The organism is Pseudomonas sp. PS02288 (genome assembly GCF_029959715.1).
In the GTDB taxonomy this organism is placed as follows: Bacteria; Pseudomonadota; Gammaproteobacteria; order Pseudomonadales; family Pseudomonadaceae; genus Pseudomonas_O; species Pseudomonas_O kuykendallii.
The window spans coordinates 1-12,764 of the sequence record NZ_JASCPA010000085.1; the positions used below are offsets into that span (position 1 = coordinate 1).

12 protein-coding genes and 1 tRNA gene are annotated in these 12,764 nt (G+C 64.4%); 3 read left to right on the forward strand and 10 right to left on the reverse strand.

Features of this window, described 5'->3' with window-relative positions:
- Window positions 1-47: 47 nt before the first annotated feature.
- The 6 genes from QMX85_RS21970 to rpsU form a co-directional block, all read right to left on the reverse strand.
- Complete coding sequence (locus QMX85_RS21970) at window positions 48-587, reverse strand: PaaI family thioesterase (RefSeq protein ID WP_282344465.1); 540 nt, start codon at window positions 585-587, stop codon at window positions 48-50.
- Between the two features lie 82 nt (window positions 588-669).
- Window positions 670-1,233, reverse strand: a complete 564-nt coding sequence (locus tag QMX85_RS21975; protein WP_282344467.1) for a TetR/AcrR family transcriptional regulator — start codon at window positions 1,231-1,233, stop codon at window positions 670-672.
- A gap of 96 nt (window positions 1,234-1,329) precedes the next feature.
- Window positions 1,330-1,406, reverse strand: a tRNA-Ile gene (locus QMX85_RS21980).
- 141 nt (window positions 1,407-1,547) lie between these two features.
- On the reverse strand, window positions 1,548-3,392 hold the full coding sequence (gene rpoD, locus QMX85_RS21985; protein WP_282344469.1) for an RNA polymerase sigma factor RpoD: 1,845 nt from the start codon (window positions 3,390-3,392) through the stop codon (window positions 1,548-1,550).
- 66 nt (window positions 3,393-3,458) lie between these two features.
- Entirely contained in the window at window positions 3,459-5,405 is a 1,947-nt protein-coding gene (gene dnaG / locus QMX85_RS21990) for a DNA primase (RefSeq protein ID WP_282344470.1), read from the reverse strand.
- A 148-nt stretch (window positions 5,406-5,553) separates the two neighbouring features.
- Complete coding sequence (gene rpsU, locus QMX85_RS21995) at window positions 5,554-5,769, reverse strand: 30S ribosomal protein S21 (protein WP_010795989.1); 216 nt, start codon at window positions 5,767-5,769, stop codon at window positions 5,554-5,556.
- Between the two features lie 203 nt (window positions 5,770-5,972).
- Here rpsU and tsaD point away from each other — a divergent pair, with 203 nt between their 5' ends.
- Window positions 5,973-6,998 carry a tRNA (adenosine(37)-N6)-threonylcarbamoyltransferase complex transferase subunit TsaD gene (gene tsaD, locus QMX85_RS22000; RefSeq protein WP_282344501.1) on the forward strand — a complete coding sequence of 342 codons (1,026 nt, stop codon included), beginning with the start codon at window positions 5,973-5,975 and terminating at the stop codon, window positions 6,996-6,998.
- An 18-nt stretch (window positions 6,999-7,016) separates the two neighbouring features.
- On the opposite strand, the gene plsY is transcribed toward tsaD, so the two are convergent.
- Window positions 7,017-7,586 carry a glycerol-3-phosphate 1-O-acyltransferase PlsY gene (gene plsY / locus QMX85_RS22005; protein WP_090225225.1) on the reverse strand — a complete coding sequence of 190 codons (570 nt, stop codon included), beginning with the start codon at window positions 7,584-7,586 and terminating at the stop codon, window positions 7,017-7,019.
- Window positions 7,587-7,659: 73 nt separating this feature from the next.
- Here plsY and folB point away from each other — a divergent pair, with 73 nt between their 5' ends.
- Window positions 7,660-8,013 carry a dihydroneopterin aldolase gene (gene folB / locus QMX85_RS22010; RefSeq protein ID WP_282344503.1) on the forward strand — a complete coding sequence of 118 codons (354 nt, stop codon included), beginning with the start codon at window positions 7,660-7,662 and terminating at the stop codon, window positions 8,011-8,013.
- Window positions 8,010-8,543: a 2-amino-4-hydroxy-6-hydroxymethyldihydropteridine diphosphokinase gene (gene folK / locus QMX85_RS22015; RefSeq protein WP_282344505.1), complete on the forward strand. Its 534-nt coding sequence runs from the start codon at window positions 8,010-8,012 to the stop codon at window positions 8,541-8,543. The genes folB and folK overlap by 4 nt, the downstream gene beginning before the upstream one ends.
- A gap of 3 nt (window positions 8,544-8,546) precedes the next feature.
- Here the strand turns inward: folK and QMX85_RS22020 are convergent, their stop codons facing one another.
- From QMX85_RS22020 to QMX85_RS22030, 3 genes are all read right to left on the reverse strand, one after another.
- Window positions 8,547-9,773 carry a multifunctional CCA addition/repair protein gene (locus QMX85_RS22020; protein WP_282344507.1) on the reverse strand — a complete coding sequence of 409 codons (1,227 nt, stop codon included), beginning with the start codon at window positions 9,771-9,773 and terminating at the stop codon, window positions 8,547-8,549.
- A gap of 103 nt (window positions 9,774-9,876) precedes the next feature.
- Window positions 9,877-11,442: a SpoVR family protein gene (locus QMX85_RS22025; protein WP_282344509.1), complete on the reverse strand. Its 1,566-nt coding sequence runs from the start codon at window positions 11,440-11,442 to the stop codon at window positions 9,877-9,879.
- Window positions 11,442-12,710, reverse strand: a complete 1,269-nt coding sequence (locus tag QMX85_RS22030) for a YeaH/YhbH family protein (protein ID WP_282344511.1) — start codon at window positions 12,708-12,710, stop codon at window positions 11,442-11,444. Before QMX85_RS22030 ends, QMX85_RS22025 begins: the two co-directional genes overlap by 1 nt.
- Window positions 12,711-12,764 lie beyond the last annotated feature (54 nt).

Below are 12,764 nucleotides of genomic sequence, written 5' to 3' on the forward strand. Positions count from 1 at the left end.
GGCCGGTATCGATCACCCCGCGGGGCGATCGATACCGGCAGGCTCCGTCAGCCTCGGGGGCCGAGGATCATGCAGGTCGTGGTGCCGGTGGCGTAGAGGCGGTCGTCCACGTCGTAGATGCGGCCTTCGGCGAGGGCGATGGTACGGCCGATGTGGACGATCGTGCCTTCCGCCCGGACCGGTCCGGTATCGCTGGTCAGCGCGCGTACGTAACTGATGCGCAGATCGACAGTGGTATAGGCCTGGCCTTTCTTCAGTCCGGTGTGCACCGCGCAGCCCATGGCGGAGTCCAGCAGCGTCGCGGCGTAGCCGCCATGCACGCTGCCGAGCGGGTTGTAGTGACGCTTCCCCGGCGTGCCCTGGAAGACAAAGCGCCCCTCGGACCATTCGATGGGGTAGAAACCTATCAGGTCGCCGATGGCCGGGCTGGGGAAGTCGCCGCTGCCTATGCCGGCCAGGTATTCCGTCGGTGCCAGTTCGAGCAGATGCTCAATGCTGGTGCTGCCAGGCGCGGCGAGGCGAGCACGCATGGCGGCCTCCACGGCATTCCACTCCTCGATTTTGCGGGTTCGTTCAGCTTCGTTCATGGCTGTTCCTTTATTGGTTTTGTATGACGGTCAACATGCTGCTGCGCAAGGGCTCGCTCTCCTGTGAGAGCAAGCGGGGCATTCAGTCGCGGGGGTCGCAGGTCTGCTCGATGAGCCAGTCGCGGGTCGTGTCGAGGATGCGTTCGGACAGCTCGGGATCGGCCACGCTGCGCGAGATCATCAGCGCGCCGAGCATGGCGCAGAAGGTGCCGATGCTGTCGCGTTCGGGCTGGGCGCCACCGATCTTGCCTTCGAGGTTAGCCAGGCGGTTGCGTACCAGTTCATCGGTCGTGCTGCTGGGTTGGCCGCGCTGGCCCAGTTCGGAGGACATGGTCGGCAGCGGGCAGCCCTTGCCGGGATTGTCGCGGTGCGCGGTGGACAAATAGCCGGTGATCAGCGTGCGCAGGTCGCCGCTCAGGGTATTGTTCTGGGCGCTATTCAGGTTGCTGGATGCCGCGCGAAGCGCCTCTTCGACCAGCTCGTCCTTCGACTTGAAGTGCGCATAGAAGCCGCCGTGGGTCAGCCCCAGCGCCTTCATCAGTGGCTGCAGGCCGGTGGCGCCGATGCCATCGCGGCGGAACCGCTCGGAGGCTTCGTCGATGATGCGCTGATGGGTGCGCGCCTTGTGGTCTTCCGAATATCGCACGGACATGCCTCCGCTTAGATTGTGACCGTAATTTAACACGGAATGGGAGGTGTGCAAAAAGCAGGAGGTGGTGTTTTCAGCGGGGTGCTGGAGAAATGGTGGGCCTTCCCGGGCTCGAACCGGGGACCGAGCGATTATGAGTCGCGCGCTCTAACCAACTGAGCTAAAGGCCCTTGTAGCGATGCCGACGACCTATGTCGCTCGGCGGTGGTGCGGGTCGCCCGTGAGGGCCGGCGGATTATAGGGCGCGCGTCGCCACGCGCCAAGCCATTGAGCAGAAAGCAAAACCCCAGCTTGCGGCTGGGGTTCTGTTGTTACTCGTCGAGGAACGAACGCAGGTGCTCGCTTCGCGACGGGTGGCGCAGCTTGCGCAGCGCCTTGGCTTCGATCTGGCGGATACGCTCGCGGGTGACATCGAACTGCTTGCCGACTTCCTCGAGGGTGTGGTCGGTATTCATGTCGATGCCGAAGCGCATGCGCAGCACCTTGGCTTCACGAGCGGTCAGCCCGGAGAGCACTTCGCGGGTCGCTTCCTTGAGGCTTTCCACGGTCGCCACGTCGATCGGCGACTGCATGCTGGAGTCCTCGATGAAGTCGCCCAGGTGCGAGTCTTCGTCGTCGCCGATGGGCGTTTCCATGGAGATCGGCTCTTTGGCGATCTTCAGTACCTTGCGGATCTTGTCCTCGGGCATCTCCATGCGCTCCCCCAGCTCTTCCGGAGTGGGCTCGCGACCCATCTCCTGCAGCATCTGGCGGGAGATGCGGTTGAGCTTGTTGATCGTCTCGATCATGTGCACCGGAATACGGATGGTGCGGGCCTGGTCGGCGATCGAGCGGGTGATCGCCTGGCGAATCCACCAGGTGGCGTAGGTCGAGAACTTGTAGCCGCGACGGTATTCGAACTTGTCCACCGCCTTCATCAGGCCGATGTTGCCTTCCTGGATCAGATCGAGGAATTGCAGGCCGCGGTTGGTGTACTTCTTGGCGATCGAGATCACCAGGCGCAGGTTCGCCTCGACCATCTCTTTCTTGGCGCGACGAGCCTTGGCCTCGCCGATGGACATGCGACGGTTGACGTCCTTGATCTCGGCGACGGTCAGTTCGGCTTCGTCCTGCAGCGCGGCCAGCTTGCGCTGGGCGCGGACGATGTCGTCCTGCAGACGGCCGATGGCTTCGGCGTACTTGCTCTTGCCCTTGGCCAGTCCGGCGGCCCAGGTTTCATCGGTTTCATGGCCGGGGAACTGGCGCAGGAAGTCGGCGCGCGGCATGCGGGCATCGCGAACGCACAGCTGCATGATCGCGCGTTCCTGCTGGCGAACCAGATCCAGGGCGCCACGGACACGGCTGACCAGCACTTCGAACTGCTTCGGAATGACCTTGATCGGCATGAACAGCTCGGCCAGGGCCTGCAGTTCGGCGACGGCCTGCTTGCTTGCGCGGCCGTGCTTCTTCAGGGCTTTCTTGGCCTTGTCCAGCTGTTCGGAAACGGCGGTGAAGCGGCGCAGCGCTTCCTCCGGGTCCGGGCCGCCGTCGCCTTCTTCCTCGTCATCGCTGTCGCTATCGTCCTCTTCCTCGTCGTCCTTGGCGGCAGCAGCGTCGGTTTGCGGCTGCACGGGCTCGACTTCCTCGGCCGGCGCGCTGCCGTCATCGGGATCGATGTAGCCACTGAGGACGTCGGACAGGCGGCCGCCTTCGCTGGTGACGCGCTGGTACTCGCCGAGGATGTAGTCGACGGTGCCGGGAAAGTGGGCAATTGCGCCCATGACTTCGCGGATGCCTTCCTCGATGCGTTTGGCGATTTCGATCTCGCCTTCGCGGGTCAGCAGTTCCACGGTGCCCATTTCGCGCATGTACATGCGCACCGGGTCGGTGGTGCGGCCGATGTCGGTTTCCACGGCAGCGAGAGCGGCAGCGGCTTCTTCAGCGGCGGCTTCGTCGGTGTCGGCTTCGGCCAACAACAGGGCATCCGCATCCGGAGCACTCTCGAATACGTTGATCCCCATGTCGTTGATCATGCGGATGATGTCTTCCACCTGTTCCGGATCGGAAATATCCTCCGGCAGGTGGTCGTTGACCTCCGCGTAAGTCAGGTAACCCTGCTCACGACCGCGGGCGATCAACTCTTTCAAACGAGACTGCTGTTGCGCTTTTCCGGACATAACACCCTATCCACTTAGGTCTTGGCGGGCAAAAAATAAGCTGAGCATTATAGCTGAGCCTTGACCTCACGCGCCAGTTGAGGTCGGGGAGACGGGAGATGCATTTCGACTGAGCAGGTCCCGAAGCTGGTCTTTCTCTTCGGCGGTCAACTCACTTTGACGTGCTTTACGAAGCAGGTGTTCGAGGCTTCGCTCGCGTTGGCGGGCTGCAAGCCTAGTTATAGTGTCGAAAAACTGTTGTTCAAGGTTATCGGCTGAAATCAGCCATTCCTTCTCGGCCAGTGCGCGCAACAGTCGACCCTGTTCGGTGCCGTGCCAGCGCGCGATCAATTGCAGCGAGCGCAGCTTGGGATTCTTCTGCATCGCTTCGAGCAGTGATACCAAAAGCTGCGCGTATGTATCGTCTTCTGCGGCGAAATGGCTGGCATCTTCGACTTTGTGCGCGAGCTGTGGATGGTGAAGAAGCGTTCGCAGTGCGGTCAGTGTCGGTGATTCGACGGTGGTTGGAGTGCGTGGGTCGCGCGGTTTCGGCTCCCCCTTGCGTCCATCCTTCTTCCAGTCCTTCTTGCCATCCCACTTCTTTTTCTCGCCCGAGCCTGGGTTGGGCCTCTCGAAAGTGGCCGGCTCGTAATCGTGTTCGTGCGCCGGCCTGGCTTCGTAGTAGACGCTCCCGTCGTCCAGCGGTGGCGGGCTGTCGGCCGCGGGGGCGCTGTGCGCCATGTGCTGTAATGCATCGCCCTGCAGGCCGGTGATCTCGCTCAGACGCTGGCGCATCAGTGCGCGCAGGTTGGCACCGGGAATCTTTTCGATCAACGGTGCCGCGAGGGTGGCCAGATGGGCCTTGCCTTCGAGCGAGCGCGGGTCGGCTTCATTGGTCAACTGCTGGAAGAAATAGTCCGCCAGCGGTTGCGCATGCTGGTTGATGCGCGCGTGGAACGCGTCGGTACCTTCGGCGCGCACCAGGCTGTCCGGGTCCTCTCCCTCGGGGAGGAACAGGAAGCGCGCCCGGCGTCCGTCCTGTAGGCTCGGCAATGCCGATTCGAGGGCGCGCCAGGCGGCCTTGCGCCCGGCGGAGTCGCCGTCGAAGCAAAACAGCACGTTGGGCACCAGGCGAAACAGTCGCTTGATGTGCTCCTCGCTGGTCGCGGTGCCGAGGGTGGCGACGGCGTTGCGCAGGCCCTGCTGGGCCAGCGCGATGACGTCCATGTAGCCTTCGACCACCATGATTTCGTGCAGGTCGCGGTTGTTCTGGCGCGCTTCGTAAAGGCCGTACAGCTCATGGCCTTTGTGGAACACCGGCGTCTCCGGGGAGTTCAGGTACTTCGGCTTGTCGTCGCCGAGCACCCGGCCGCCGAAGGCGATCACGCGTCCGCGGCTGTCGCGGATGGGGAACATCACCCGATCGCGGAAGCGGTCGTAGCGCTTGCCGGTTTCGGCGTTCTCGATCAGCAGGCCGGCATCGATCATGGTCTTCTGCTGCAATGCATCGCCGCCGAAGTGCTTGAACAGGTTGTCCCAGCCGGGCGGGGCGAATCCCAGGCCGAAGTCGCGGGCGATCTCGCCGGTCAGCCCGCGTCCCTTCAGATAGGTGACTGCAGCCTTGCGCGTGGGGTGGCTTTTCAGCGCCTGACGATAGAACTCCGCCGCGGCCGCGAGCAGCGGGTAGAGCGGCGAGTCGGTGGGCTGCCGGGCTTTTTGGCCGCGGCCGCCTTCCTCGCGCGGCACTTCCATGCCGGCACGCTTCGCCAGATCCTCGACGGCCTGGACGAAGTCCAGGTGGTCGTGGTCCATGACGAAGCCCAGGGCGTTGCCGCCAGCGCCGCAGCCGAAGCAGTAGTAGAACTGCTTGTCCGGACTGACCGTGAAGGACGGCGTCTTTTCCTTGTGGAACGGGCAGCAGGCGCTGTAATTCTTCCCGGTCTTCTTCAGCGAGATGCGCGAGCTCACCACGTCGACGATGTCGGAGCGGTTGAGCAGATCATCGATGAACGACTGGGGGATCAGTCCGGCCATGGGTGCGTCGGGCGCTCGCTATCAGCGGTGGGCGAAAACGAAAAAACTCCGACCATCGCCAATCGGCGAAGCGGAGTCTGTCGGCGCTTGAAAAGCAAAGCCCGGCAGAAGCCGGGCAATGCGGGGCGTCAGCGGCGCAGGCTGTAACTCAGTACAGGCGCTCGCGACGGCGCTGTTCGCGCTGCACTTTCTTGGCGTGACGCTTGACTGCAGCGGCAGCCTTGCGCTTGCGCTCGGAAGTGGGCTTCTCGTAAAACTCGCGGCTGCGGACTTCAGCCAGTACACCGGCTTTTTCGCAGGAGCGCTTGAAACGACGCAGGGCTACGTCGAAGGGTTCGTTCTCTTTAACTTTGACGGCGGGCATCCAGGTCGTACCTTCATTAATACCGGTGGTGGAACGCTCTCCCGGCAATCGGCTCTGGGAGTACGTCGGTTTTCAAGGGTTGCGGATAGTAACGTCTCATGCCGCAGAATGCAAAGCCCTTCAGTCGAAAAGCGCTGGTCTGCCCTCGGGGCGGCGATTATCATGCGCGCCTTCGAATTTGCCTAGCGGGAAGCTCACTGCCCATGCGAGTGCTGGGATTGGAAACCTCTTGCGACGAGACCGGTGTCGCGCTCTACGACAGCGAGCGCGGTCTGCTGGCCGACGCGCTGTTCAGCCAGATCGACCTGCACCGCGTCTACGGTGGCGTGGTCCCCGAGCTGGCCTCGCGCGACCACGTCAAGCGCATGCTGCCGCTGATCCGCCAGGTTCTCGCCGAGGCCGACTGCGGCACCGGGCAGATCGATGCGATCGCCTACACCGCCGGCCCCGGCCTCGTCGGTGCGCTGCTGGTCGGCGCTTCCTGCGCTCAGGCGCTGGCGTTCGCCTGGGGCATTCCGGTGCTGGGCGTGCACCATATGGAAGGTCACCTGCTGGCTCCAATGCTGGAGGAGCAGCCCCCCGAATTTCCGTTCGTCGCCTTGCTGGTTTCCGGGGGACATACCCAGCTGGTTCGCGTCGACGGCATCGGTCGCTACCAGTTGCTTGGCGAGTCCCTCGACGATGCGGCGGGCGAGGCGTTCGACAAGACCGCCAAGCTGATGGGCCTGAACTATCCGGGTGGGCCGGAAATCGCCCGGCTGGCCGAGGCCGGTGCGCCGGGCCGGTTCACCTTTCCGCGGCCGATGACCGATCGCCCCGGCCTGGATTTCAGCTTCAGCGGGCTGAAGACCTTCGCCCTGAATACCTGGCAACACTGCCGAGCCTCTGCTGACGACGGCGAGCAGACGCGCGCCGATGTGGCGCTGGCGTTCCAGCAGGCGGTGGTCGACACGCTGACCATCAAGTGCCGCCGCGCCCTCAAGCAGACCGGCCTGAACAGCCTGGTGATCGCCGGCGGCGTCAGTGCCAACCAGGCCCTGCGCGAGTCGCTGGAGCGCATGCTCGGCGAATTCGGCGGCCATGTGTTCTATGCCCGCCCGCGGTTCTGTACCGATAATGGTGCGATGATCGCCTACGCCGGCTGCCAGCGGCTGCTTGCCGGGCAGCAGGACGGTCCGGCGATCAAGGTGCACGCGCGTTGGCCGATGGAGTCCCTTCCAGCGATTTGATCTGCACTTTCCGGTCGTTCAGAAGTGCCGTTCGCGGCCGCCGAACAGGTCGCGCAGGTTGCCGCGATGGCGCCAGACGATCAGCGCGCAGAGTGCGCTCATCGGCAGCAGGGCGCCGGGTTGCTGCCAGGCCAGCAGTGGCAGCGTCAGCGGCGTGGCCACCAGCGCGGCCAGCGAACTGATTCGGGTGAGGGCGAACGTCAGCAGCCAGGCGGCTGCGGCGAGCAGCGCTGCCGGTGGATAAAGACCGAGCAGCATGCCGGCGGCGGTGGCGACGCCCTTGCCGCCACGAAAACCGAAATACAGCGGATACAGATGCCCGACCACCGCCGCCAGGCCTATCCAGGCCTGCTGCTGGACGGAGAAGCCGAGCAGCTTGACGATCAATACCGGCAGGCAGCCCTTGAGCAGATCGCCGAGCAGGGTGAGGATGGCCAGGCGTTTGCCGGCCACACGCAGCATGTTGGTGGCGCCCGGGTTGCCCGAGCCGCTGGCGCGAGGGTCCGGGCCGCCGGCCACGCGGCTGAGCAGAATGGCGAAGGACAGCGAGCCGAGCAGGTAGGCGAGGGCCGCCAACAGCCAAAACATGGTATCCATCCCGGGGCGAGAGAGTCCCGATTCTAGCGGGGCGCAGGCCCCTTGTCGTGCCGCGGAGAGCGAAGTGGACAGAGTGTTTATCGACGGGCTGGAAGTCGACACCGTGATCGGTGCCTACGACTGGGAGCGGGAAATCCGCCAGTGCCTGAGGCTCGATCTGGTGTTCGCCTGGGACAACCGGGCGCCCGCCGAGCAGGACGACCTGAGCAAGGCGCTGGACTATGCCACGGTTTCCGAGCGGATCGCCGCCTTCGCCGCCGAGGCGCGCTATGAACTGGTGGAAACCTTCGCCGAGCGGCTCGCCGCCTGCCTGATGGACGAGTTCGGCATGCCCGGCCTCTGGCTCAAGGTGACCAAGCCTGGCGCGGTGCCCAGCGCGCGCGGGGTCGGTGTGGAAATCCGCCGGAGTAGCCTGTGACGCCGATCCTGCTGGGCCTTGGCAGCAACACCGAGCGAACCGCGCACCTCAGCGCCGGACTGGAGGCGCTGGACGGCTTCCTGCAGAACATCGCCTGTTCGCCGGTGTTCGAGAGCCTGCCGGTGGGCATCAAGAGCGGACCGTTCTACAACCTGGTGGTGTCGGCGCAGACCGATCTTCCGCTCGGCGAGCTGGATCGCCGGCTCAAGTTCATCGAGGCCGACAACGGTCGCTATGCGCCGGATCGGCGCGGCTTGCCCCTGGACATCGACGTGCTGACCTACGGCCAGATGACCGGCAACTTCGACGGACTGATCCTGCCGCGCGGGGAAATCCTGAAGAACGCCTTCGTGCTCTGGCCGCTCGCGCTGCTCGTGCCGGAGGGCCTGCATCCCGGCAGCGGGATCAGCTTCGCCGCGCTCTGGCGCGACGCGCAGATCGAACAGACCTTGTGGCCGGTGGCCTTCGAGTGGCGCGGCGTCGCGCTGACTCCCGCGAGCCTGATCGAGCGCCATCCGCGCCCGGTTTGAACGCTACTCGCGGTTCTGCTTGTAAGCCTTCAGCGCCGCCAGCCGCTCACGGTTCAGCGCCTCGCCCAGCTGTGCGCCCTGGAAACCCTTCTCCAGCAAGGGCTGCACCGCCACCGCCCGCGCTGCGTCGGCCGCGCCGCGCAGGTAGTCGGCCTGCGGATAGTCGCGTTGTTCGAGGCCCAGTCGCCCGCGGGCATCCATCTCGCTGGCCGCGATGAACTCCTCGAAGCGCTGCGGGCGGCGGTAGATGTCGAAGTGCTGGAGCAGTTCGAACAGCGTCGAGGGGCGCAGCTCCAGGGCCCGGTGGGCATGGGTGTGGTATTCGCCCACCAGCAGCGCCAGCTCGGCGCACTCACGCGGCACCTTGAAGCGCGCGTTCACGGCAGCGATCGGCTTGCGCCCCCTGTGTTCATGGGCGATGTGCTTCGGCCATTCCTGCTGTGGGGTAAGACCCTTGCCGAGGTCGTGCAGCAGGCAGGCCCAGCGCACGGTGAGCGGCTGGTCGTGTTCGGCACACTGGCGCAACACGGCCAGTACGTGGGCGCCGGTATCGACTTCGGGATGGTGCTGCGGCGGCTGCGGCACGCCGAACAATGCGTCGACTTCCGGCAGCAATTCGGCGAGCGCGCCGCAATCGCGTAGCACCTGCACGAAGACATCCGGACGCGGCTCCATCAGCGCCCGGGAGATTTCCTTCCAGCTGCGCTCGGGCGTCAGCGCCTGCAACTCGCCGGACTCGGCGAGCTGCCGCATCAGCGCCTGGGTTTCCTCGGCGACGCGAAAGCCAAGCGGGGCATAGCGCGCGGCGAAGCGGGCGACGCGCAGCACGCGCAGCGGGTCTTCGGCGAAGGCGGGGGAGACGTGCCGCAGCAGCCTGGCCTGCAGGTCCTGTTGGCCGTGGTAGGGGTCGATCAGCTGGCCGTGCTCGTCCTCGGCCATCGCGTTGATGGTCAGGTCGCGACGGATAAGGTCTTCCTCCAGGGTGACCTGCGGGTCGGCGAAGAAGGTGAAGCCGCCATAACCCCGGCCGCTCTTGCGTTCGGTGCGTGCGAGGGCGTACTCCTCGCCGGTCTCTGGATGCAGGAACACCGGAAAGTCGGCGCCGACCGGGCGAAAACCCAGCGCCTGCATCTCCTCCGTCGTCGAACCCACCACCACCCAGTCGACGTCGGTGACCGGTCGCCCGAGCCACCGGTCACGCACGGCCCCACCCACCTTGTAGATCTGCATGTTCACCTCCGAGTCGCGGAGGATAACGGTTGGCGGCCGGCGACACACCTGCGTCGCGTTACGCGAGAGACGACCGGGGCGATCGCGCGCCCTGGCCGGAGGGTCAGATCGGCGGCAGGGCCAGGTCGAGTCGCGGGTAGCCGCCGTCGTTGTCGTGCTCGCCCTTCGCCGGAACGTGATGGGTGTGCATGAGCTTGTCGCCCTGCACGGTTTCCAGGTGCACGTCGAAGCCCCACAGCCGATGCAGGTGCTTGAGCACCTCTTCGGTGGACTCGCCCAGCGGTTTGCGGTCGTGCTGGGTGTGGCGCAGGGTCAGCGAACGGTCGCCACGACGGTCGACGTTCCAGATCTGCACGTTGGGTTCGCGGTTGCCGAGGTTGTACTGCGCGGCGAGCAGTTCGCGGATGGTCCGGTAGCCGCTCTCGTCGTGGATCGCCGGGACCAGCAGTTCGTCCTTCTGGTCGTCGTCGAGGATGCCGAACAGCTTGAGGTCGCGGATCACCTTGGGCGAGAGGAACTGCAGGATGAAGCTCTCGTCCTTGAAGCTGCTCATGGCGAATTTCACCGTGGTCAGCCAGTCGCTGCCGGCGATCTCGGGGAACCAGCTGCGATCCTCGTCGGTGGGGTTCTCGCACATGCGGCGGATATCGGTGTACATGGCGAAACCCAGCGTGTACGGGTTGATGCCGCTGTAATAGGGGCTGTCGAAGCCGGGCTGGAAGATCACGCTGGTGTGCGACTGCAGGAACTCCATCATGAAGCCGTCGCTGACCAGGCCCTCGTCGTAGAGGTCGTTCATCAGCGTGTAGTGCCAGAAGGTCGCCCAGCCTTCGTTCATCACCTGGGTTTGCCGCTGCGGATAGAAGTACTGCGCGATCTTGCGCACGATGCGCACCACTTCGCGCTGCCAGGGCTCCAGCAGCGGCGCGTGCTTCTCGATGAAATAGAGGATGTTCTCCTGCGGTTCGGGCGGAAACCGCTTGCTATCGTGGCCATCTTCCTTGCCGGCGCCTTTGGGGATGGTCCGCCAGAGGTCGTTGATCTGCTTCTGCAGGTGTTCCTCGCGGTCCTTCTGCCGGCGCCGCTCTTCTTCGGCGGAGATCGGGTAGGGGCGCTTGTAGCGGTCGACGCCGTAATTCATCAGCGCGTGGCAGGAGTCCAGCAGGTCCTCCACGGCGTCGATACCGTGGCGCTCCTCGCACTGCATGATGTACTGCTTGGCGAACACCAGGTAATCGATGATCGAGCTGGCATCGGTCCAAGTGCGGAACAGGTAGTTGCCCTTGAAGAAACTGTTGTGCCCGTAGCAGGCGTGGGCGATTACCAGCGCCTGCATGCAGATGGTGTTTTCTTCCATCAGGTAGGCGATGCATGGGTCGGAGTTGATCACGATCTCATAGGCCAGACCCATCTGCCCGCGCGTGTAGGATTTCTCGGTGCTGAGGAAGTGCTTGCCGTAGGACCAGTGGTGATAGCCGAGCGGCATGCCGACCGACGCATAGGCGTCCATCATCTGCTCGGCGGTAATCACCTCGATCTGGTTCGGGTAGGTGTCCAGCGCGTAGCGCTCGGCGATCCGGCCGATCTCGCGGTCGTAGGTGCGGATCAGGTCGAAGGTCCATTCCGAGCCGGTGGAAAGGGGCTGGGCCCTGCGTTCACGTGCGCTCATCAGGCGAGCCTCCGTTGGAACAACTCGCGGAATACCGGGTAGATATCGCCGGCCGAAACCAGTTGCTGCTGGGCGAAGCTGTCGTCGAAGGCCTCGCGCACGGCCTCGTACTCGTACCACAGTGCCTGGTGTTCGCGCGGGGTGATCTCGACATAGGTGAAGTACTGGACGAAGGGCATGATCTGCTTGATCAGGATGTCACGGCAGATCGGCGAGTCGTCGTTCCAGTTGTCGCCGTCCGAAGCCTGGGCGCCGTAGATGTTCCATTCGTTGACCGGATAGCGCTCCGCCATGATTTCCTGCATCAGCTTCAGTGCGGAGGAAACGATGGTCCCGCCGGTTTCACGCGAGTAGAAGAACTCTTCCTCATCCACTTCGCGGGCACTGGTGTGGTGACGGATGAACACGACTTCGATCTTGTCGTAGCTGCGCTTGAGGAACAGGTAAAGCAGGATGAAAAAGCGCTTGGCGACGTCCTTGGTCGCCTGCGTCATCGAGCCGGAGACGTCCATCAGGCAGAACATCACGGCTTTGGAGCTAGGATTGGGTTGCTTGGTCAGCAGGTTGTACTTCAGGTCGAAGGTGTCGAGGAACGGTACGCGGGCGATGCGGCCTCGCAACTTGGCGATCAGTTCCTCGGTCTCGCGGATGTCGCTGAAGTTGTCCGGTTCCTCGAGCCGGAGCCGCTCAAGTTCGATCTCCGCCGCGCGCAGCTTGGCCCGGCTGCTGCCGGACAATGCGATGCGCCGGGCGTGGGCCGAGCGCAGAGTGCGGATGATGTTGATGCGCGACGGGTTGCCCTCGCTGCTGATGCCGGCGCGGACGGTCTTGAAGGTGTCGCTGCCTTCCAGGTGGCGTTTCACCAGGTTCGGCAGCTCCAGGTCCTCGAACATGAACTCGAGGAATTCCTCCTGGGTGATCTGGAAGACGAACTCGTCCATGCCTTCGCCGGAGTTGCTCGCCTTGCCCTGGCCGCCGCCACCGCCGCCACCCTGAGGGCGCGGGATGCGTTCGCCTGCAGTGAACTCCTTGTTGCCCGGATGGACGATGGACTGCTTGCCGCCGCGCCCGTGGTGCAACACGGGCTCATCGATATCGCGGCCAGGAATGCTGATGTTTTCGCCATGCTCCATGTCGGTGATGGAGCGGCGGCCGACGGCCTCCTCGACCGCCTTCTTGATGTGATCACGGTAGCGCCGGAGGAATCGCTGGCGGTTCACCGTGCTCTTGTTCTTACCGTTCAGGCGTCGGTCGATCACGTAACTCATAGGCCCCTCCGAGGAGCAAGCTCCGGCTTCGCGCCCACGGGCGATGCCCGGGGG

Bases quoted from the DNA above. Each gene is read 5' to 3' on its own strand.
- QMX85_RS21970 (WP_282344465.1), bottom strand. From the start codon at position 587: ATGAACGAAGCTGAACGAACCCGCAAAATCGAGGAGTGGAATGCCGTG.
- rpoD (WP_282344469.1), bottom strand. From the start codon at position 3,392: ATGTCCGGAAAAGCGCAACAGCAGTCTCGTTTGAAAGAGTTGATCGCC.
- dnaG (WP_282344470.1), bottom strand. From the start codon at position 5,405: ATGGCCGGACTGATCCCCCAGTCGTTCATCGATGATCTGCTCAACCGC.
- rpsU (WP_010795989.1), bottom strand. From the start codon at position 5,769: ATGCCCGCCGTCAAAGTTAAAGAGAACGAACCCTTCGACGTAGCCCTG.
- tsaD (WP_282344501.1), top strand. From the start codon at position 5,973: ATGCGAGTGCTGGGATTGGAAACCTCTTGCGACGAGACCGGTGTCGCG.
- plsY (WP_090225225.1), bottom strand. From the start codon at position 7,586: ATGTTTTGGCTGTTGGCGGCCCTCGCCTACCTGCTCGGCTCGCTGTCC.
- QMX85_RS22020 (WP_282344507.1), bottom strand. From the start codon at position 9,773: ATGCAGATCTACAAGGTGGGTGGGGCCGTGCGTGACCGGTGGCTCGGG.
- QMX85_RS22025 (WP_282344509.1), bottom strand. From the start codon at position 11,442: ATGAGCGCACGTGAACGCAGGGCCCAGCCCCTTTCCACCGGCTCGGAA.
- QMX85_RS22030 (WP_282344511.1), bottom strand. From the start codon at position 12,710: ATGAGTTACGTGATCGACCGACGCCTGAACGGTAAGAACAAGAGCACG.